This is a genomic window from Escherichia sp. XD33, from assembly GCF_019375075.1.
In the GTDB taxonomy this organism is placed as follows: domain Bacteria; phylum Pseudomonadota; class Gammaproteobacteria; order Enterobacterales; family Enterobacteriaceae; genus Enterobacter; species Enterobacter flexneri_A.
In genome coordinates, this window is the sequence record NZ_JAENDM010000036.1 from 1 (window position 1) to 21020 (window position 21020).

At 44.6% G+C, this 21020-nt stretch carries 15 protein-coding genes and 2 pseudogenes; 8 read left to right on the top strand and 9 right to left on the bottom strand.

What is annotated here, in order from left to right; genetic code table 11:
• The 8 genes and pseudogenes from K0778_RS18130 to K0778_RS18165 form a co-directional block, all read right to left on the bottom strand.
• A pseudogene (locus K0778_RS18130) lies at positions 1-122 on the bottom strand (IS3 family transposase); the annotation flags it as partial.
• Positions 92-435, bottom strand: a pseudogene (locus K0778_RS18135) (IS1-like element transposase); the annotation flags it as partial. The pseudogenes K0778_RS18135 and K0778_RS18130, both read right to left, overlap by 31 nt.
• Positions 436-521: 86 nt before the next feature.
• Positions 522-1277: a M48 family metallopeptidase gene (locus tag K0778_RS18140; protein ID WP_001290572.1), complete on the bottom strand. Its 756-nt coding sequence runs from the start codon at positions 1275-1277 to the stop codon at positions 522-524.
• On the bottom strand, positions 1274-4558 hold the full coding sequence (locus K0778_RS18145) for a type I restriction endonuclease subunit R (RefSeq protein WP_029404125.1): 3285 nt from the start codon (positions 4556-4558) through the stop codon (positions 1274-1276). The genes K0778_RS18140 and K0778_RS18145 overlap by 4 nt, the downstream gene beginning before the upstream one ends.
• A gap of 69 nt (positions 4559-4627) precedes the next feature.
• A complete protein-coding gene (locus K0778_RS18150) occupies positions 4628-6490 on the bottom strand; it encodes a cold shock domain-containing protein (protein ID WP_223952824.1) in 1863 nt (620 codons plus the stop codon).
• Entirely contained in the window at positions 6435-7118 is a 684-nt protein-coding gene (locus K0778_RS18155) for a YecA family protein (RefSeq protein ID WP_023564282.1), read from the bottom strand. Before K0778_RS18155 ends, K0778_RS18150 begins: the two co-directional genes overlap by 56 nt.
• Positions 7115-8347: a restriction endonuclease subunit S gene (locus K0778_RS18160; protein ID WP_088540968.1), complete on the bottom strand. Its 1233-nt coding sequence runs from the start codon at positions 8345-8347 to the stop codon at positions 7115-7117. The genes K0778_RS18155 and K0778_RS18160 overlap by 4 nt, the downstream gene beginning before the upstream one ends.
• Positions 8337-9860 (bottom strand): type I restriction-modification system subunit M, encoded by a 1524-nt coding sequence (locus K0778_RS18165; protein WP_113418562.1) that lies wholly within the window; start codon positions 9858-9860, stop codon positions 8337-8339. The genes K0778_RS18160 and K0778_RS18165 overlap by 11 nt, the downstream gene beginning before the upstream one ends.
• 306 nt (positions 9861-10166) lie before the next feature.
• On the opposite strand from K0778_RS18165, the gene K0778_RS18170 reads away from it, so the two are divergent.
• From K0778_RS18170 to K0778_RS18195, 6 genes are all read left to right on the top strand, one after another.
• Positions 10167-11399, top strand: a complete 1233-nt coding sequence (locus tag K0778_RS18170; RefSeq protein ID WP_113418564.1) for a hypothetical protein — start codon at positions 10167-10169, stop codon at positions 11397-11399.
• 506 nt (positions 11400-11905) lie between these two features.
• The gene (locus K0778_RS18175) at positions 11906-13036 is read left to right on the top strand and encodes a hypothetical protein (RefSeq protein ID WP_001734868.1); all 1131 of its coding nucleotides are present in this window, start codon (positions 11906-11908) and stop codon (positions 13034-13036) included.
• A gap of 143 nt (positions 13037-13179) precedes the next feature.
• Complete coding sequence (locus K0778_RS18180) at positions 13180-14307, top strand: site-specific integrase (protein WP_032174631.1); 1128 nt, start codon at positions 13180-13182, stop codon at positions 14305-14307.
• A 150-nt stretch (positions 14308-14457) separates the two neighbouring features.
• The gene (locus tag K0778_RS18185; protein WP_000281555.1) at positions 14458-14658 is read left to right on the top strand and encodes an AlpA family transcriptional regulator; all 201 of its coding nucleotides are present in this window, start codon (positions 14458-14460) and stop codon (positions 14656-14658) included.
• Positions 14648-15286, top strand: a complete 639-nt coding sequence (locus K0778_RS18190) for a hypothetical protein (RefSeq protein ID WP_000256731.1) — start codon at positions 14648-14650, stop codon at positions 15284-15286. The genes K0778_RS18185 and K0778_RS18190 overlap by 11 nt, the downstream gene beginning before the upstream one ends.
• A 46-nt stretch (positions 15287-15332) precedes the next feature.
• Positions 15333-17933 carry a hypothetical protein gene (locus tag K0778_RS18195; RefSeq protein WP_001752625.1) on the top strand — a complete coding sequence of 867 codons (2601 nt, stop codon included), beginning with the start codon at positions 15333-15335 and terminating at the stop codon, positions 17931-17933.
• A gap of 48 nt (positions 17934-17981) precedes the next feature.
• On the opposite strand, the gene K0778_RS18200 is transcribed toward K0778_RS18195, so the two are convergent.
• Positions 17982-18308: a hypothetical protein gene (locus tag K0778_RS18200; protein ID WP_000280683.1), complete on the bottom strand. Its 327-nt coding sequence runs from the start codon at positions 18306-18308 to the stop codon at positions 17982-17984.
• A gap of 379 nt (positions 18309-18687) precedes the next feature.
• On the opposite strand from K0778_RS18200, the gene K0778_RS18205 reads away from it, so the two are divergent.
• Entirely contained in the window at positions 18688-19590 is a 903-nt protein-coding gene (locus tag K0778_RS18205; protein WP_000515817.1) for a YafY family protein, read from the top strand.
• A 61-nt stretch (positions 19591-19651) separates the two neighbouring features.
• Positions 19652-20470 carry a DUF726 domain-containing protein gene (locus K0778_RS18210; protein ID WP_000710651.1) on the top strand — a complete coding sequence of 273 codons (819 nt, stop codon included), beginning with the start codon at positions 19652-19654 and terminating at the stop codon, positions 20468-20470.
• Positions 20471-21020: the final 550 nt, after the last annotated feature.

The following is a 21020-nucleotide window of genomic DNA, read 5'->3' on the forward strand; positions in this document are numbered from 1 at the left end:
ATATAGTCCGTTATTGCGTGAGCTGCATCGCTGAAGCTTACATAGCCCGTCGCCGGCACCCATTCGTTCTTCAGACTCCTGAAGAAGCGCTCCATTGGGCTGTTATCCCAGCAGTTTCCGCGCAGACGATGACGTCACTGCCCGGCTGTATGCGCGAGGTTACCGACTGCGGCCTGAGTTTTTTAAATGGCGGAAAATCGTGTTGAGGCCAACGCCCATAATGCGGGCGGTTGCCCGGCATCCAACGCCATTCATGGCCATATCAATGATTTTCTGGTGCGTACCGGGTTGAGAAACGGTGTAAGTGAACTGCAGTTGCCATGTTTTACGGCAGTGAGAGCAGAGATAGCGCTGATGTCCGGCGGTGCTTTTGCCGTTACGCACCACCCCGTCAGTAGCTGAACAGGAGGGACAGCTGATAGAAACAGAAGCCACTGGAGCACCTCAAAAACACCATCATACACTAAATCAGTAAGTTGGCAGCATCACCGACAAATGAGCCCATTGGAATAAGTTAGAAACTACATATCTGCCAACAACATCCCAGCCATACCATCCAGTCGCTTCTTAACCTTTTCCCAGCCCGGCATAACCTGCCCCATCAGACGGTAAAACTCCTCGCTGTGGTTGTGCTCAGCCACATGGCATAACTCATGTAGCAAAACATAATCGATACATTCTGAGGATGCCTTAACCAGCCATGGATTCAGGGTCAGACAGCCTTTTGCTGAACAGTTGCCCCATTGCGTTTGCATCGCCCGCAGACGTATCGGAGGACGCTCACTGACCCAAAGGGTCTGCGGAATCAGTAAATCAAGCCTGCGCTGAAAAACATCTCTGGCACGTTCCCGATACCATTCAGCCAGCAAGGCTTTAATCTTTTCTGCCGATTTGTGTCTGACAGTCACTTCCAGACGCCCACGCAACATTTTCACTCGTTGCGGCACAGTAGCGTCTTCTGTCACTTTCAACTGATATTGCTTACCGAGATAATAATGGCTTTCTCCGCTGACATACTGACGCGGAACAATGTGTGTCTGTTGCTCCCTGAAATCACGCAGTTGCTGGTATATCCAGCGCCCTCTTTTTTTCAGCGCAGACAACAGCTCGTGCTCCGGTGTTTCTGGAGGTACAGAGACAATAACCCGGCAGTCCGGATGCACCTTGATGAGCACCCTGCCCTTTACGACCTGACGCGGAACACACTGTACGACGATGACCTCATCACCATAGACAATGCGTAACGCTTTCATTGATGGCGATTCTTTTTCACTCATGATTTCATCAAACCAACGCGCAGTATCTGGATGATGGTTTCCACAATACGGTTAACCTGATTCATTCCGGCACCAATTTCCCGGCAGGCCGTAAACAGCAGTGGTAGCAGACTTGTCTTAACGACTTTCTCAATGTCCTGGGGGTTCAGGGAGTTTTCTGCCACCGCTTTGACGATAATGTTGTCCACTTCAAAAGCCAGCTTGGTCCACTTATCCTGCACCTGAACGTCGTTTACCGCAAAAACCTCAGGTAGCTCTTTTTTAAATACACCGTAATACGCCTGAGCATGCTTGTTTACCGCCAGTGCATCCGGGATATCGCTGAGCTTACGGGCTTCAACCTGTTCTTCAAATTCACGGAACAAAAGGTACTGTTTCAGCGGATGGTCAAACAGTTTTTCAGCCTCTTCGATAGCCATACGCAGGAGTTTTGAAAATGCCTCCTGAGCATACGGGTCATCACGCAATTCCTGCTCAATCATCTTCGTCACGCGGGTTTTAATGATGTCGGTTTCATTGCGGGTTTTGTTGCTGTCCCACTCTTCGGGCTTTTCGCTCTTGCCCATTTTACCGACTTCATACACCCCATCCGGTTCACGAACCTCAACGCCGGTGACATGCTTATCCAGCAATTTTTTCACCTGCTCAGCGTAGTCGTCATAATTGACCTGCTCTCCACTTACCTGCATCGCCCACTGGCGAAGGCTGGACATCTGTTTTACGGTTTCTTTATAGAGATTTCGGTCTTGTTCCGTAAAGCTCTTGTCGGTGAAGAAGGTGGCGGACTGCAGTGCCACTTTCAGGCATCCGGCAAAGGCCGTTAACGCCTCGAAGAAATCATCACGGGTTTTCTGATGGATATCGACCATCTCTCCGTCACGTTCTTCCATTTTAGGCACCAGTACCGCACGTAACTGCTCAGTATCATTTTTGTTTTTAACACCGGCAAATATGGCCCACAGCTGGTTATATAGATGCGGCAGACGCTTGTATTCAGAGCTCATGGCGCTGTACAGCCCGTCAATATCTTTGATATCGTATCCGCCCTGAGTTCGGGAGGCGAGGTCCTGATATTTGCCGATAGTCGTGTCCAGCTCAGCCAGAATACCGCGATAATCAATCAGCAGACCGAACTTTTTTAGTGGATGCAGTCGGTTCACCCGCGCAATCGCCTGGATAAGGTTGTGGGACTTAAGCGGCTTGTCGATATACAGCACGGTATTCTTCGGCTCATCAAACCCGGTGAGCAGTTTATCAACGACTATCAGCAATTTGAGCTTCTCATCGGTATCGAAACGACTGATGATATTGCGGGTATACACAGACTCATCCTGCGTGCCGACATTATCCTTCCACCATTTCGTCACTTCCGGCAGTTTGCTTTCATCCACCTCAGTATTCCCTTCCCGGGTATCCGGCGGGCTGATAACTACTGCTGACTCAAACAACCCGGCTTCATCAAGATACTTTTTATATTTGATGGCGGAAATCTTGCTGTCGCAGGCAAGCTGGCCTTTCAGCCCCTCATCAATATTCTTCGAGAAGTGTGTGGCGATATCGAGTGCGATCAGCCGGATGCGGTCATCTGCACTGTAGACCTCACCTTTACGGGCATATTTACGCTTAAGGTCGGCTTTTTGCGCTTCGCTTAACCCATCGGTAATACGATCAAACCAGGCATCTATTGCCCGATCGTTAACCTCAAGGTCGGGAATACGTTCTTCATACAGCAAAGGTGTAACGGCTTTATCTTCTACCGCTCGCTGCATGGTATAAGCGTGGACAATCGGTCCGAATTTATTGGTGGTCTTGTCTTCTTTTAGCAATGGCGTACCAGTAAATGCCACAAAGGCGGCATTCGGCAGGGCCAGTTTCATTCGCACATGGTTCTCCCCCCCCTGGCTCCGGTGTCCTTCATCAATCAGAACGATGATATCGGGGCTGGTATTGACGCATTCAGGAAGTTTTGTCGCTGAATTAAATTTCTGGATTAGGGTGAAAATGATGCGTTCTTTACCGGAGCCAATCTGTTTCGCCAGCATCTGCCCGGATGTTGCCATTGCATTGGCTTTGTCTTTTTTCCCGGCCAACTCGCCGCCGGATGCAAAGGTATTGCTGAGCTGTTCTTCAAGATCGATACGGTCCGTCACCACCACGATACGACACCGCTTCAGGCTGTCATGAAGAATCAGCGCCTTGCTGAGGAACACCATGGTGTAAGATTTACCTGACCCCGTGGTATGCCAGATCACCCCACCTTCCCTGCCCCCGTCTGGTCTGCGGGTACTGATGCGTTCCAGCAGTCTTTTTATCCCGAACACCTGCTGATAGCGGGCAACAATTTTTCCGGTTTTTTTATCAAACAGGGTGAAGAAGCGGGTCATCTCCAGCAGACGTTCCGGTGAAAGCAGACTGATGAGCAGCTTATCCTGCCCGCTGACTGCCAGTTCCCCCCCATCGATTAACTGTTGATACCATTTGAGATCGACTGAAGGACGATGATCAAACAACGCATGAATTTGTTCAGTCGATAACTTATGGTTGCGCAGCGCATACATCTGCGCGTAAGTAATATCTTCTTCGCGCCATGCCGCCCAGAATTTCATTGGTGTATGACAGGTACCGTAGCGCCCGTCATGCCCGTTAATCGACAGTAATATCTGGCTGTAAGCAAACAGCTGCGGGATTTCGTCGTTGAGCTGATTGCGGATACTCTGGGATATCCCTTCGTCAATGGTTGGCCCTTTCTTGCCGTGACCCGCCGGGCTTTTCGCTTCAATGACGGCCAGCGGGATACCATTCACAAAACACACAATATCCGGCCTGCGGGTTTCGACACCGCCTGACCGCAATACCGTAAATTCTTCGGTAAAATGGAACTGGTTATTTTCCGGATGTTCCCAGTCGATCAGCGCAATGGTGGGGTTGACCTTCTTGCCATCGACAAACTCCGTGACGGTGATACCGTAGAGCAGATGGTTATACATCCGTTCATTGGCTTTGAGCAGCCCTTCATTCAGCGCCGGAGAACAGACCTGTGATATCAGGTTATCCAGTGCTTTTTCCGATAACTGGCAGGTTTTGCCACCCGCCATAAAGGAACGCTTCGACAGCTCTTCACGCAGAACCGGACGCAGCACCACCTCATCCTGTTTATAGCCCCGGTAATCCATAATCTGTTTCGGAGATAAAAACGTCCAGCCGAGGCTGGTCAGTAACGTCAGTGCCGGAATTTTGGCGCTGTATTCTTCCTGGAATTTAGGTTGGTAGTGCTTATCCACCCGGTAATCCTTCTTGGCTAAGAGGTGAAACTGTATGTCCTTACGGACATACTCAAAATGAACGAAGACTTATGATGAAAAGAACGGCGAGTCCCGATAAAGGCGATTGTACTTGACCTGTTCTGTTTCGCCCTTGTTTACATTACCAAATTTCTCCTGATGCGTCGTACAGCAGGAACCACAGGATGCACAAATAAATCGTCCTTCTGAACATTTTTCATGCAAATCCCTGGCGTCAATTATTTCGCTGCATTTGTAACCAATACAGTGATTAATGTAATGCCCGATACCAAACTGTTCGCACGAATGACTGGCACATTTAAAGACGGTCAGGCGATACGCGGCCTGGAAAGGTTTTTTCACAAATCCTTTCGACTTTGTATCCCAGACGCTGACTTCCACACGAGCATATTTCATATCTGGAACCATCAGCACCCCACAACTTCGGCAATGCAAGCGGGAATGTAATTCTCTGATACGATTGAAATACCCAGCCAGTTTAATTGGGAAATCCCGCTTAGAAGGTTCGCCTGCAATCAGATAGGTCATGCCATAGTGGGCAAGCCAGTCATAAATAGTGAAGTCGATGTAATCCCGACTGAGGTCGGGTAGTACCTGCGGATCATGGCAGATTTTCGAACGACAAAGGAATTTTTTCTCTATCGTTCCGTCAGGTTGTTTTGCATTCCAGTGAAATGCCTCACAGGATAATTTTAAATTCCGGGAACGAATTTTCAATGAGCTACACTGTGGGAACAATTTGAAAACAGAAGGATGGCTTACCGGGATTTTACCCGACAACACTCCCTGCCATATCTCATGCAGAATAATACTCAGAACGGACTGTTCATCGTTACGCCCAATCAGCGGTAACAATTTACTCAGAATAAAGTATTCAGGGTCAGAAGAAATTTCAGTATTCGACTCAATATCATTAACAAAACTGAAATCTTTCCTGAACATCTTCTGTTTAATCAAATACTTATTGACAAAAGGACTAATCACGGAATGTTTATAAAATTGCTCTCTCGATGAGAATTTCTGCTGATAGGCATCACGGACAAATGGTTGTATATCCATTTTATTTTTCGTGAAACTACGTCGAACAAAATTCTCTATATCATCATGCCGATGTTCAAGAATCCGCTCGCTGCTTATACAATCGTAAAATGCCAGGTAGAGAATAGCACTTATAGATATATGGCTGAGTAATTCATTGATGATGTCCGATGTTGAAGCCCCCTGGCAATCCGTAGCCGCAGAACACCTTTTCACCCAAACAGCGAACTGATCAATGTTATTATCGATAAATGACGAAGGCATGACCGCAGGAGATATTTGTTGTGCGGTCAAATCATCAAAATTCTTATCAGAGGCGAAAAGTGCAAACTGGTTATCGTAGTTACGTGATTTTAAAAATAGCGGCAAGACTTTTGTAGCAGCTATATCACTGGTAACTAACCGAATTATAGCCCTTTCGCCAAAGGACTGAGTGAGAAAATTAATAACGCAGTCACGATAACGCCAACGAGCGAAATCAACGCCCTCCTCAATAATAGCCCGGAGATATTCAATAAGGAGCTCAGCCGTCTCATCATCTGTTTTATCAAGAATGTGAACATTAAAAGCCGTAGGCTTACCATTTTTACCTGTACCTTCCCTGAACAGCACCGGTGTATTGTCAGCGGGTGTATAGTTCCGGCTTATCTCATTCTTATGAAAAAACAGCTCATTACCATTCTCTGATAAGAGAAAGCCAAAGTTATTCTCCCGATCCGTTTTGCTGTTGTAGCCTCCGAACCAGAGAACATTTCCCATGTACCACCGGGAACGATCCAGATTGTTCACTGCCATGAGCAAGCCCCCTTCCGCTTTGTCAGTGCAGGCAGCACTTTTTAAATTTTTTACCACTGCCACACTGACACGGGTCATTACGACCGGGCAGTTTTTCTGCCCCCTTCACGGGAACAGGCCGGGATGATGCCTCTGACATTCTCACCGACAACCAGTGCTGGTAAAGCGCCAGTGCCGCAGGCTGAATGAGAGTAATACTCTGTTCAAATTGAACAGGTGACATTTTCTCAACCACTGGGAAGTTCTTTTCGATACCATGAAGGGCTATCGCCTCCAGCGAGGGACGTAAGGCCTCTGGCAAGGCTGACCAGTCATCCAGAGACCGGCCTTTCATATACCCGAAACACCACTCTTCGACGATTGTATATGTCTTCCCCTTCACCTCACGTCCATTGAAAATCGGTTCAAACTGTTCAGGGGCCTCATACAGGCAGCCAGCGATATCGTTCATATGCTGAAAACACAGCCCCACAAAACGCGTCATCTCTTTTTCAGTGGTCCAGTGAGGGTAGTAGTCACCTCGCCCCCAGATAGCACTAAGCCAGGTATTAGGGGGGATCATATTCGGGCCAGAGACAATCGCTGTCAGAAAGCCATCCAGCTCAGAGAAACAGAGCACAGAGTCATCATTGCCGTATTTCAGCAACACCTCTTCCAGCCAGTCGATTTCCCGGTCAATCAGCGGCCCGCTTTTCGTCAGTTTCATTCGGCAACCGCCTCATCGACCTTAACACGACGTTTGCCAGTCAGTAGCTGCTGCATCAGGGCTTTTTTCTCATCTTTCAGGCAGGCGAGTTTTTTCTCCAGCGTGGTGATTTCGGCGTCAGCAGCGGACAGGACGGCGGAGATTTTTTGTTGTTCTTTCAATGGTGGTAGGGGCACATGAATCTGGTTGAATTCTTTCCAGCGGAGGCTTCCTCTGCGGTCAACAGAGGCATTAGTTGCTGCACCAAAGATTTGCTTATAGTGGTCCGTTTTGAGTACCGCGTACAAATATGAGTTGTCAACTTTAGTAGGCGATGCACGAAAAACTACATAAATCGGGCTAACGATACCAGTATCATAAAGGTTCTGTAGGCCAATCGAGCCTTCTTCTATATGGTTAGACGGAAAACCAAAACAACCACGATGGATCAACCGGTAGCCAGATAAGTCATCACTATAAACTTTCTTGTTAAAGTATTTCAGAGAATCGACAAAACCGTCATACTTGGAGCATGAGAGTACCGGATGATCTACAGCGGCTGAATTCTTCTCGCTAACTTGAGTACATATTTCCTTGATGGCTGGATAATCCCAATCTTTCGGGATCGAGCCATAGCGAGTAATCTTAAATTCATAGCTACCAGCGGGCAATCCCAAGCGCTTTTTCCCGGTAAGCAATTGCTGCATCAGGGCTTTTTTCTGCTGCTGACTGTTGGTGAGAAGCTTTTCCGTCACCGAAATCGCCTTATCCCAGGTTGACAGGATTTGGGCCATTTTCTTTTGTTCAGCAACAGGCGGGGTAAGCACAAATTGATTATCAATGTCTTTTTTTTGAACATGTAATAATGTTGATTTGAAACCATGAGCCTGCGCTTCAATTTTTTGAGTTATATGCAATAAAGCTAAATACAGCCAGTGTCCATGAACATTTTCATTTGCAAATACCTTGTAGATATGCTGATTCAAAACACCTTTTGGCCCATTCCAAATGAAAGGACCGAAGGATACACCTTTTGTACCTGCCCAGGAAAATAGTAACTGCCCTGGTTCAACCAACCATTTATCCTGAGGAACACCTGAAAAATAGTTATAATTATCGCTTCCATTCAAATTTTGAATTCGAATGATAGGGAGACCTTGTGTATCCCACTCATGTGGCTTGAAACTATTACCATTTTGTAACTTACAAATATCTGACACTTGGAGAAGCGTCCACCCCTTAGGCACCATAACCCAACTCCTTCAGATAACCCGCCATCTCAACTTCCAGCTTCGCCAGTTCCACCTTCAGTTGCTCACGCTCTGCTCGCACCGCCACCAGGTCAATCTCATCCTCTTCTTCAAAGGTATCGACATAGCGCGGAATATTGAGGTTGTAATCGTTGTCCTGAATTTCCTTCAGGCTGGCAAGATAGGCGTATTTCTCGACGTTATCGCCATCACGGTAGGTCTTGACGATTTTCTTAATGTTTTCTTCGCTAAGCTGGTTCTGGTTTTTACCTGCCTTGAATTCACGGCTGGCATCGATAAACAGCACCTTGTCATCAACTTTCTGCTTTTTGAAAATCAGAATCGCAGCCGGAATCCCCGTACCGTAGAACAGTTTTTCCGGCAGACCAATTACCGCATCCAGCAAATTTTCGTCGATCAGTTTCTGGCGAATTTTACCTTCGCTGGAGCCACGGAAAAGCACACCGTGTGGCACAACTACGCCCATACGGCCAGTTCCCGGTTTCAGGGTTTCGATCATATGCGAGATAAAAGCGTAATCTCCTTTAGTCTTCGGCGGTACACCGCGACGAAAACGGCCAAACTTATCGTTCTCGGCCTCGTCATGGCCCCACTTATCGAGGCTGAACGGTGGGTTAGCGGTCACGATATCAAACAGCATCAGGTCGCCATTTTTATCGAGCAGCTTCGGGTTACGAATGGTATCGCCCCACTCGATTTTATGGTTGTCTTCCCCGTGCAGGAACATATTCATTTTTGCCAGCGACCACGTAGAACCGATCGCTTCCTGACCGAACAAGGCATAGTTACGACTATCATGCCCGGAGATAATTTTACGCCCACACTTCATCAATAATGAACCGGAACCACAGGCTGGATCGCAGATGGTATCACCCGGTTGCGGATCGAGCAGTTCTGCAATCAGGTCCGAAACTTCCGGCGGGGTATAGAACTCCCCGGCTTTCTGCCCACCGCTGGCGGCAAAGTTTTTGATCAGGTATTCGTAAGCATTGCCGATAACGTCCAGCGTACCTACACGGCTTGGCTTCAGGTTGAGATCTTCACCGGCGAAGTCTTCCAGCAACTGACGCAGGATAGTGTTCTTCTGTTTTTCTTCACCCAAGCGGTCAGTGTTAAACGAAATATCCTGGAACACGCTTTTCCCGGCATCTTTCAGTTTGGTTCCGTTGGCTTCTTCGATTGCATGCAGAGCCTGATCGATACGCTCACCGTTACCCGGCTCATGGCGGCGTTCGTACAGCGCATAAAAGCTGGCACTTTTTGGCAGTACAAAACGCTCGTTGGCCATCATCGCTTCAATCAGTTCCGGCGCATCGCCATACTGTTCTTTGTATTCGTCATAGTGATCCTGCCAGACATCTGAAATGTACTTGAGGAACAGCATGGTAAGGATAAAGTCTTTATAGGTATCAGCACTGATGGTGCCACGGAACGTATCACACGCGGCCCACAGGGCTTTGTTGATCGTGTCCTGACTGATTTTGTCGTTCATGAATCATCCTGGTCTAAAGAAAAAGCTAGCGATGCAGGGCTTTGCATCTTAAAAATTGCGGTAAATGATACCGTAAGATGCCTCCCCTGACACGCCAATATCGCAGCATTCAGGTTTGCATCATCCCCGTAATATCGACATGAGACAGACTGACACAACCTGGCTCGTCACTCGCTAAAAACCAATTATCTTAGTAAGATAGCATCCATATTAGCCATGGTGTAAAACTGCCGTTGGGGTAATGATGATCCATATATCACCCGTTCTGGTGTGTGGGGCTGACATGATCCATAATCGGCAACGTTGATGCCCTTTGATAGTAATGATGACCGTCAATGTGATTCCCCTGCTGACTGGAGGTCTCCGGATAGAATGAGTATTGCCAACTGCGCTATCGGCCCACTTTATGATGAGCAAATAAAAAAAACACTTATGTATGCTGACCATAAATTCAAGCGGCTAATGAATACACGAATGTCGTTACTCGAACATTTATCACCCCACTATCACTTATCTTCCATGTTCAGCTATGAGTTGGAGGGAAGAGTTTTTCGGATTAAATTGATCAAGCCTGAGATTAAATTATCTCGCCAGCAGTTGATCTTCTCCTCACTCTTTTTAGAGCAAGATTTTCTAAAAGAATATAAAAAACACATCTCAAATACTCTACAAAAAACAATCAAACAGTGCATTAAAAAATACAAACAAAAAATCAAAATCGAGCCTTCTATTTTAGATTACATATCAGCGTCACCCCGCAATACGTCGAGTTATGTATTACATGAGATAGTTTCTCAATGTGAACATTGCGATGAAATTCGCAATATTAAAAATGATATATTGCTTGATGAACTAACGTTGAATGGCCGGATCACTAACATTTCAAAATACATTAAAAATAGTCAAGATAAAATCGTCGAACATATAGAGTTCTGGACTCATAAACTTGTCAATATAAGTCGTAAGAATCGTCACATTTTCAACAGCACCACAATCTCTGGCAGAAAACCCAACATCACTGGTGTTTTACTTTGCCTTTCAGAATTGATAAGCAATCTGCATATTTACCCAACTGCAATTAATAATATAAGTAACGCCATAATTTTAAGCATTGTATACTCTGTACTTCAACATCTTCAATCCGGAAGAGAAACAGAAAAAACCAAAACCTCTCCAGCACTGGATTTTATCCCCACCATCATCGCACCTCATGCTTTCTACCTGGCGAAACGCGAAAAATCCTCTCAATATAAATACATTGAAAAAGAATATCTTCTCGGCCAGTTACTTATATTTTTGATGTATAAAACAGTTTACTACTCGACTCATAACATCAGGGTAAGCCATAAGCACTTCTATAACGATATAAAACCAAAATTAATGGCATTAAAAAAAGAAAGCTTATTAAGCACCAATTTCATGAAAAATCGAAGTGAGATTAGAGGTGAAGTCTTTGGTGATGTTGGTAGTATTGAGGCTGATTTGAGGGAAATCAGCACACTGATTCATCGGCGGAAGGCATTATTTATTTCCTTTTAACTTTAAAACGATAAAAACAAATGAGAGACTGAATAAATATCAGCCTCTCACATAGTTAATAAGTTTCAACTTTAATATCTGAGAAATCATTCTATCTGGGCCTTGTGGACATTAATCCTCCTGGCAACATACGACTCAAAGTTTCAGCCTTGTATAGCCATCATAAATAGTACAGGATTGGGTGCTGCTCGCATGTGTCATTCTGGTATTAATACTGATCATCAGGGGTAACTTGTATGTAATTTAAAAACCATCATATCTCAAATCTCACAATGCTCATATTTTAACCATAAAAACTAACCGATTTACACCCGCCACACACCGTCATAACTTATTGTATTTAAATAGCTACAAGCCTCTAACCCACTAATTACACCATTAAATGTAAGCCATATCCTTACGCAGATTCAAGCTTACCCCTGCTGCCATTCACGTTTTAGGATTACCTCGCTAACACGACATGCTACTTTTTAAATCAGTGTAATAATTCAAACGAGGATAAAATTATGTTCGAGAAAATGAAAAACAATGTAACCCGTATACCGGGGAATTTAACCAAACTTAATCAATACCAAAAAGACATTGATCACCTGTCTAAACTATTTTCTGAACAGCAATTACTGGAACTAATGACGACTACCGAATCCGATCAAATATTGCAAATGAAGCCTGCTGTAGATATTCTTCATGTACTATCTCCATCAGCATCTACTGCTAAGCATATCAATTTTTTTCAGCACGTCCCAGTGCTCGAACAATGGTTAAAAAAGGAGTGCACTGCCTTTAATTTACTGGCAGTACATTTCTATTCACAGCAATCCCGTAAAAATGTAATTCCGAAAGAAATCTGTATGCTACTGGATGCATTTATTAAAACTGAACTTTCATCTGCGGTTAATGGTAATAATAATGCCGAACTCCTTTCTTGTTTTCAAAACACGCTGGATAAAATGTGCAATACACTAACATTTATAGACCACACAGTTACGGAACAATCAGGTCAAGTAGCAATGCTTGATTTCAGCGCAAAAATGCATGAATATACTGTTGAAATCAGGACCTTTTTGAAGTCTGAATACTGGCTAAACAAACTACCTAAGGATATTAACATTCCATCCATTGACCTATCCTGGCTTGTGTTTTGTTACTTTTGCTCTGAATATCTTTTTGTATTTATTCAAACAACGCTCAATACAATGAAGGCAGGAAAAATCATTCGTGATAACTACCTTTATCATCCTAAAATGATTGCATTGATCATTTTATCTATGCTGCCTTATGAAGTCATTCATAACGATGGATCACTGAGTGAGTTTAAAACGCCTTTAACCAGCCCTGATGAGTTCATAATCAAATCTATTTGCATTAAAGGTAAGCAAAACACTACAGGGCATAAAAAAGATATAGAACAATTGCTTCGTAAGACATATATCTATATTGCATTACTCTTAAACCCTGAGTGGGCACCATCTTCCAAGGAGTTGATTTCCTTTTTATCAGGAAAGTCCACAGTGATAAGTGGTTCACTCAACTTCCAGTCAACCTCCAGTGGTCTGGGTGTTCAAACAAACAATATCACTCTTCTTAAGAATGAGGTTTACTTCGAAAAAATAGCGAACAAGATCATGAAACTGTAGTTTCTTAATATAATGGCGACATGGAATTGTGTTGCCATTATATCCGAATCTGCGTTTTTTCACCTGATGAACTGTGAAAGCTGTAACTGGCAGACTATAACCTCACATCGTATTTTTCCAGTGTCATTTACAGGAGAAATACGATGCCTATTCTGGATCTGCGTTTCAGCAACAAATCACTTCACCAACTTCCACATCCCCTCACGGGTTGTCAGGAATACCGTGATATTCACTGCCAAAACCTGCGTGCTCTGGTGTATCCCAATCGGATCACGCTGGCCTTTCGTGCCACTATAAACAATCAGCGTATATATGAAACCCTGGGTCAGTTCCCTCAGCTCTGCGTTGAGGATGCCCGTCAGCATGTGATGAAACTGCTTGCTGATAAAAATCGTCTTGCGGTTCAGTCCCGTCGATTCACTGTGGAACAGGCCATCAATGACCTGTGGCTACCGGATTTGCAGTTGTATAAAAAGAGTCCTCAGTCAGAGTTGTCAAAACTCAACCTCTACGTTCGCCCGTTCTGGGGCAAGCGGCAACTTCGCGACATCACGGCAGGAGAACTGGAACAATATGCTGCTGGCTTACGGGAAAAATTACGTCCGTCAACAGTAAACCGTATCCTCGCAATATTGTCCAAAATATGCTCTCTGGCAGTACGTGCTGGATGGATCACGCATTCCCCGATGACACATGTCCGCTATCTGAAAGAAAATAACATTCGCTATCGCACACTGTCAGCGACAGAAATCCCGCGCTTTATTAACGCGGCAACAGCGCTGCAAACACCGGCAGCTGATTCTATATTGCTTGCTCTTTATACGGGGATGCGTATTGGTGAGGTATGTACCCTGAAATGGGAGTACTGGCACCCGGATATGCATCAACTCATACTGCCTGATACAAAGTCCGGACACCCTTTCACCTGCCCACTTGCACCTCCAGCCATTGCAGTTGTCCAGTGCCAGCAGGACCTGATGCTCAGCAAAACTTACATTTTTCCGCGACTAACCGACAATGCCCGCCCTCTGGCATATCCGCGTGCAACCTTTGCCCGTATTTGTCGGGATGCCAACATTGATAACCTGCGGATGCATGACCTGCGCCGTACCTTTGCCACCCGGGTACTACAGGCGACCGGGGATATTGCAATCGCTTCCCATCTGCTAAATCACCATTCACTCACGGCGACCCGTCGCTACGCTTTTCACAATGCAGCGACATCACACGCAGTGGTTTCTCAGGTCATAGAAAGTTATGACACAAAATGAACCTATGATCTGTGATTCGTGATTGATGCAACACTCGTTTAAGGACGGTATTGTCATTGCATGCTTCTGCAGGGCCCTGCATTAAGTCATCACAGAATGTGGATTGATATTAAATCCGCGTGGCTTCTTATTCTCTGAAACCGGAGGTTTATGTATTTAACCATTAAGCAGTTCGCAGAAAGATTTAATCTTTCTGCATCCACGGTTGCGTCAGATATATCGCGCAACCCCGGAAAACTCCCGCCCTTCATCAGAATTGGGCGGGCTATACGATTCTCTCTTGATGATATTGTTGAGTGGGAAAATGCACATCGTCAAAACAAACTTAAAGGTGATATAAATGGTTACTAAGAACACAGCAAATAATGCTAATAATGCACTGAACATTCTTCCTGAAGCAGCAAACACAGCTGTAGACAACGATGAAAAATATCTGTCCTTTGCATTAGTTCTCGCTATCACGATTATGGACAACTTAGTAAAGCTCATCGGCACAGATGGCTTCGTACTTTATACCTACACCCTGCAGGACACGGCTACTGCTCGTGCTGTTTTTAATGAATTAGCCAGGCGTCTCAAAAATTTCAATCGTCAGGAGGAAGTCTACACCACCGATTCCCTCACCTTTCGAATGAAATACATTTACGGTGTTACCCTGTTCGAACATGATAGTAAATCTATCCTTAACCTCTTTGATAAGAAGGGTTATCCGGTATTGAGTGAATCAGGAGAACCCGGTTCTCTTGATGATATGTATCTTGACATTCAAGCCCGATTACATGGCGGCTACGCCTCAAAAAAGTTTCTTCATTTACATGAACATTGTCTGTTATCTGCACACGTTACCCCGTCTGTGGAAAAGACGCAACGCGGTATCCTGATTAAAGTAGGCAGGAAACTCGTTTCCTTTATCCATGTAGATGATGAATCACACAAAACCGATATTTTCAAATCTGTAGTAAATGTTATTAAATCTTGATTCTTTATGCCGGGACACAGCTCCCGGCATTTTTTCGGAGTTAACTATGAGCAATAATTTGCAGGACATCCTCGCTGCCGCCTCGGGGTATCAGTCCGTGACTTCAGAGCCAGCGCTCAATCGTAAAAGACCTAAAACGCTTGATGATTATCCTGTGATACCACCTGCATCAAAAAAAGTATCTGTTATTTCAAGTGACCTGACACTCCATATCGGTTTTGATACCGAATATGTTTTCAACCCTGAAACACGACAGAATGATATTCTGTCATATCAGAGTTATGTTGTCTTACCCGATAATACAGGTATATCGAACATTATCTATCCACCTGACTCACAGAAAAAATCCCGGCTGTCTTTTAAGGAATTTCTCTGTCAAACGATTACACCGCTTCTTGAAACGGGTGTGATTACAAAATGGCCCGGTATTATTAATATATATGCGCATTTCATTCGTGCGGATATCGCCTCCTTTGCCAATTTCTGGTCAGACTACAAAATTCTTTTGAAAGGAATACGCGGTACTGTCAGCAGCTTCAAAAATCGTTACGGTATCGATTTTGATGAACAGCAGGAACGTCGCGTAAAGACTGAACAGATAATGTTTGACAAACGAACTTCCCCTCCGCGTTGCAGTAACGTAGCTTTCATCGATACACTGCTTATCACTCCCGGGGGTATGGGTCTGGCTGAATGTGGTGAATTACTGGGTCTTCCCAAACTCACCATTCCTGCACCTTATTCCATAACCAATATGCGTGAATATCTTCTGGGCGACAGAGCAGGGTTTGAAGCCTATGCTCTGCGGGATGCCGAGATTGCGGTTCGTTATGCTTTACAGGTTCGCAATTTTTGCGCCCGGGAGCTGATGATTGATCGTGTCCCCGCCACCATCGGGGCGATGGCAGTTTCACGGTTCACCAAAACACTTAAAGAAAACAATATGTCTCCTGAAGTCTGCCTTGGGACACACATTAAAACCCGTGAACTCTGGCTCACGGAGAAACAGGCATTCCGGACGATTAAAAACCCCGCCAGTGTTCCTTCAAGAGAGTTGTTTGAAACGTTCCCGATCAACTGTTACCACGGCGGACGCAATGAGTGTTTTATGATGGGGGTTACACCGTCTGATCACTGGTATGACTACGATCTGGCTGGAGCGTATACCACCGGGCTATTAGATATCCTCACACCCGATTACGGGAACATCCGCCTCAGTAAAAATCCGGACGATTACTGTGGGCATGTAATGGGATTTGCGCTTGTCACATTTCGGTTCCCGGAATCAGTTCCCTATCCCAGCCTGCCGGTTCGGACCGATCAATATGGGTTATTCTTTCCATTAAGTGGCGAATCATGGGCAACGGCACCTGAAATCGAACTTGCTCTGTCGCTCGGGGCAGAGATGACGATCCATAATGGGATCATCGTCCCCTGGATCTGTGACACCTCCCCACATAACAGCGAATCAACATCGGTGTTTCTTCCCTTTGTTCAACAGGTCCGTGAGAACCGTAATCGCCATATTAAAGGTTCTCTGGAGGAGAAATTCTGGAAAGAAATTGGCAACTCGCTTTATGGTAAACTTGCTCAGGGCCTTCGCGCCAAAACCGCCTTTGATACAGCCCGTGGATTAAACAGATCCCTCCCACCATCATCGGTTACTCAGCCATTCTTTGCTGCGCATGTGACGGGATTTATCCGGGCCGTTGTCGGGGAACTCATGAATGCTTTGCCTTCTGATTCATCGGTTGTCAGCGTCACAACCGATGGCTTTTTGACAAATTGCCCACTTGACAAGATAAACATGAGCGGTCCACTGTCTTCCCGCTTCCAGTCGCTGTGCGATATTGTTGATCCGGGTTCATCAATGTTGACATGTAAGCATGAGGTCAGCCAGCTTATCGCCATGAAAACCCGGGGGCAGTTAACCTATAGAGCTATTCAGGGAAAACCGGTTGTTCATGCCAGGGCTGGCGTCAAACCTCCTGCCGATATTCCACGCAGTGACTATAACGACTATATGGTAGATCTTTACCTTAATCGTTTACCCGGTCAGACGTTATCCCGAAGTACGTTGATATCAACGCGTGAGATGTGGCTCTCGGAAAGCGATCTGGTATCCCGGGAACAGGATATCCGTCTTAATCTGGAATTCGATTTCAAACGCCAGCCCGTACGGCCCGCCATGAATGAAGGGCATCTACTGATGTTTTCCCGCCCGTGGGATAATATGGAAGAGGCTCTGCAGCAGCGCTCTCTTTTCGACGACTGGCGGCAAACGCATACACTGAAGACCCTGGCTGACTGGGATGACTGGTGTGATTTTCTCTATTGCCGGACGGTGTTTTCTGATATGAAACTAAAAGTCGGAAGCAAACGTAGTGATGATATTTTAGTCAGACTATTTCTCCGGGCGCTGACTCAGTGCCAATGGGGGCTGATGCTGAAAGATAAAAAAAGTTATTCCTGTAAAGAGGTTGCTGAATGGCTGACGTCAGAAGGCTATTCAGTAACGGTGACTGATGTAAAAAATGCGGTAAGAGCAAAAATACCCCAAATGAAATTTAGTTCTGTAACACCGCGAATGAAGTCACTGATGGATATCATAGCCCGTAAATATCCGACATTCTGTCTTCCAGTCTGATAACCGTTAAATCTCCCCCAACTCCTTTAACAGAAGTTGGGGGCTTAATCACAGGCAATCGGCATCAAAACAGTGAAATAACTGCCGCGCGTCAGGATGGCCATTTACATGATAGATCCGCATGGCATGACAGGTGATACTCTGGAGATTAGCCGCCAGCCTTTTCCCCATATTCACCAGTATGCCGTGTGGTATTTTACTGCTTGTACTGTTTACTGTCAGAGTAAAACAATTTGTTTCAACGCTGACCTCAATAAAATCATTTCCAAATAATGTACCGACAACCTGCCTGATTGTTTCTTCATAATCTGTCAGATCAATGACATCACGCCATCTCGCATTTACGAGTTGATACTTTCTGATATGTAAATACATAGAACCACCTTTATGTTATTTCAACTAATATGATGTTCTCCGACATTATGAAAATATTAATCATCATTGTAATTGCTGATAACCTCTCTAACCTTCGGATCTTACGTTCCCCCCTGCCTCTCCGACTTGATGGCAAAAGTGCATGGTCAAATATGCAGCAAAAACATGTCATGTACAGGTCAGGATGATAATTATCACCCTGAACGTAAAAATACACATGGACAGGATGAGTCCACATGTTATTCGATGATTCCAGCAATGTTTTAATATATTGATAATTAATGAGTTAATTTTTTTCTCCGTCACAGTAAAAGTGGACTCATCCTGTCCGTTACTTTGCTGAAAATATCCTCTTCGCTGGCATTAATCGGATAAACGAATGGGTAAGCACGATAAACTTGGATATCGACTCGGATTGATATTAACTCGCCTGAACAATGGTGAGTCACTAGCCGTCCGGGAGTTATCTGAGGAATTTAACGTTTGCGAAAAAACTATCCGTCGTGATCTTACTCAGCGCCTGTCCTATCTTAATCTGATTCGACAAAATGGTCGCTATCGCCTGTCTGACGGTGTTCTCGGTCAACGCAGCAATGCTGATTTACGTCATTTCACGCGCATCCTGGGTATTGAAGGGCTGTTCCCTCGCTGGGATGACAGACTACTGAGTATTTTGTTAGGTAACACGAAAAACAACCCGTTTCTGATAAAACAACGTCCATACGAAAACTGCGGATCATTCATGTCAATTCTGAATGTATTATCCGATGCCATCCTGTCACAGAAGAAAGTAAATTTTAATTACAAAGATAAAGAGTTTCGGGCTGTTGAGCCATACAGACTGGTTAATGACAACGGATTGTGGTATCTCGCTGCCGCCCATGACAGTACATTAAAAAGCTTTGTTATCTCATCTGTCAAAGACGTTTGCATGAGTAATATCTCTTTCAGGATAATCCCCGAAATTAATGAAAAAATAGAAAAGACAGATGGTATCTGGTATAGCGAAGACCTTATCGAAGCTCTTATTTCAGTTTCCGCACATGTTGCTCCGTGGTTTACCCACCGTCATCTATTGCCAGGACAGGAAATAATTCATACTTCCCGGTCTGGCGATTTACTGGTGATATCACGTGTAACACACACAGATCAGATAATGCCTTTAATGAAATACTGGATACCGGATGTCGAAGTAATACAACCGGCCTCAATCCGTCAACAACTTGCTGAAGATATACAATCCGCACTGAAACGTTACACCCAGCCAAGTAACGCCCCGTAATGACACGGATAATATAATTTTCATTGAGTGCTATTTTTGTAAGCTAAAAAATGGAGTTACCATGAAAAAATGCCCGGTTCTTCTTGTTGTATCAGGGTTTCTGACCGAAAATGATATATCATGGTTTAACCGAATTAAAGCAGGGTGTGGCCTTGATGTCAGATACTATAAATGGGAATCGGCAAATCTACTATCCATATTAAGTTCTGACATAGCGAACAAGTGGGGGTTATATACTCTCTTCCCCCTGAGAACATCTCCTTTATTGTCATCAATCTCCATTCCATTTAAAGCGCGTCAGGCCTGGTATAATGCAACGAAAGCAGCAGTTAATAACAGAGAAAAATTAGCACACGTAATAAACGAGATATACGTTAAAGAAAAGCGTAATGTGATCATAATGGGTCATTCTTTAGGGACTCGATTAATAAACAATACATTACCCTATATTAAAAATGATAATATTCTCTTAACAATCTCTATGGCCGGAGCCACCCCAATAACAAGTTATACAGAGAACATAATGAAAATGGCTTACGGTTCAAAAATGGGGCATTTAAATATCTACAGTGAACATGATAAAGTACTTAACACGATATACCCTCTCGTAGAGTCAGTAACGCCAATTGGGGTTCGGGAGGTGAGATTCAGACCTGCTCGGATAATCAACTGGAAGTGGAATATTGGTCACACTGAATATATTACTTCAAACAGGATTGATTCATTAACACACTGGTTAAATGTTACCTGTGCCGATTTAGCTGATCCAGCCCTAGAAATCACTGACGACGACATGAAATCATTTCATGATATTATTAATCTTGCAAATTCAACACATCATAAAAACACTGTCGCACCTAAATTAATATCATTTGAGTAGTTAAAAAAAGGTTGCATTATAACGGGAGTATATATTTACTCCCGTTAATTTTCATATTTTATAGTATTGATATGGATTCGATTAAAAATTTCGTCTAACTCGTTCCCTTATCAAACTTGCCAGCCTTACCCTTCCAGGTGAAATAGTTTCCGTTACAGTTTCAACTCTCAACAAATCACGCTGTCCGGTTCGGCGACTGACCGCGAAACGCTGACATATATCATTAACCGATACCGTATTACCGGTATACAGTTGAAGTAATATCCAGCACAGCCTTTCTGCTATCCTTTCACCGCGAGTTTTATACATCTGTAAAACCTTCAGTTATCGTCAACGATGACATAGCCCACCTCAAAACCCACATAACTAACTGTATTCATGAACATTTATTACCGGTGTAATACTGTCGTTGGGGTAATGGATTAACCGTTATCACCCTGCTACAGGAGAATGCTCCATAGGGGGCAAAAACCACGAGGGATCTGAGATCCCCCGTGTCTGCACTTGTTTATGCGAACAGCCAGGAAAAAGAGACATCATCTCCATGCTG

Coding starts and splice junctions, on each gene's coding strand:
- K0778_RS18140 (WP_001290572.1), bottom strand. CDS start 1,277: ATGAGTGAAAAAGAATCGCCATCAATGAAAGCGTTACGCATTGTCTAT.
- K0778_RS18150 (WP_223952824.1), bottom strand. CDS start 6,490: ATGACCCGTGTCAGTGTGGCAGTGGTAAAAAATTTAAAAAGTGCTGCC.
- K0778_RS18155 (WP_023564282.1), bottom strand. CDS start 7,118: ATGAAACTGACGAAAAGCGGGCCGCTGATTGACCGGGAAATCGACTGG.
- K0778_RS18160 (WP_088540968.1), bottom strand. CDS start 8,347: ATGGTGCCTAAGGGGTGGACGCTTCTCCAAGTGTCAGATATTTGTAAG.
- K0778_RS18165 (WP_113418562.1), bottom strand. CDS start 9,860: ATGAACGACAAAATCAGTCAGGACACGATCAACAAAGCCCTGTGGGCC.
- K0778_RS18170 (WP_113418564.1), top strand. CDS start 10,167: ATGCCCTTTGATAGTAATGATGACCGTCAATGTGATTCCCCTGCTGAC.
- K0778_RS18175 (WP_001734868.1), top strand. CDS start 11,906: ATGTTCGAGAAAATGAAAAACAATGTAACCCGTATACCGGGGAATTTA.
- K0778_RS18180 (WP_032174631.1), top strand. CDS start 13,180: ATGCCTATTCTGGATCTGCGTTTCAGCAACAAATCACTTCACCAACTT.
- K0778_RS18185 (WP_000281555.1), top strand. CDS start 14,458: ATGTATTTAACCATTAAGCAGTTCGCAGAAAGATTTAATCTTTCTGCA.
- K0778_RS18190 (WP_000256731.1), top strand. CDS start 14,648: ATGGTTACTAAGAACACAGCAAATAATGCTAATAATGCACTGAACATT.
- K0778_RS18195 (WP_001752625.1), top strand. CDS start 15,333: ATGAGCAATAATTTGCAGGACATCCTCGCTGCCGCCTCGGGGTATCAG.
- K0778_RS18200 (WP_000280683.1), bottom strand. CDS start 18,308: ATGTATTTACATATCAGAAAGTATCAACTCGTAAATGCGAGATGGCGT.
- K0778_RS18205 (WP_000515817.1), top strand. CDS start 18,688: ATGGGTAAGCACGATAAACTTGGATATCGACTCGGATTGATATTAACT.
- K0778_RS18210 (WP_000710651.1), top strand. CDS start 19,652: ATGAAAAAATGCCCGGTTCTTCTTGTTGTATCAGGGTTTCTGACCGAA.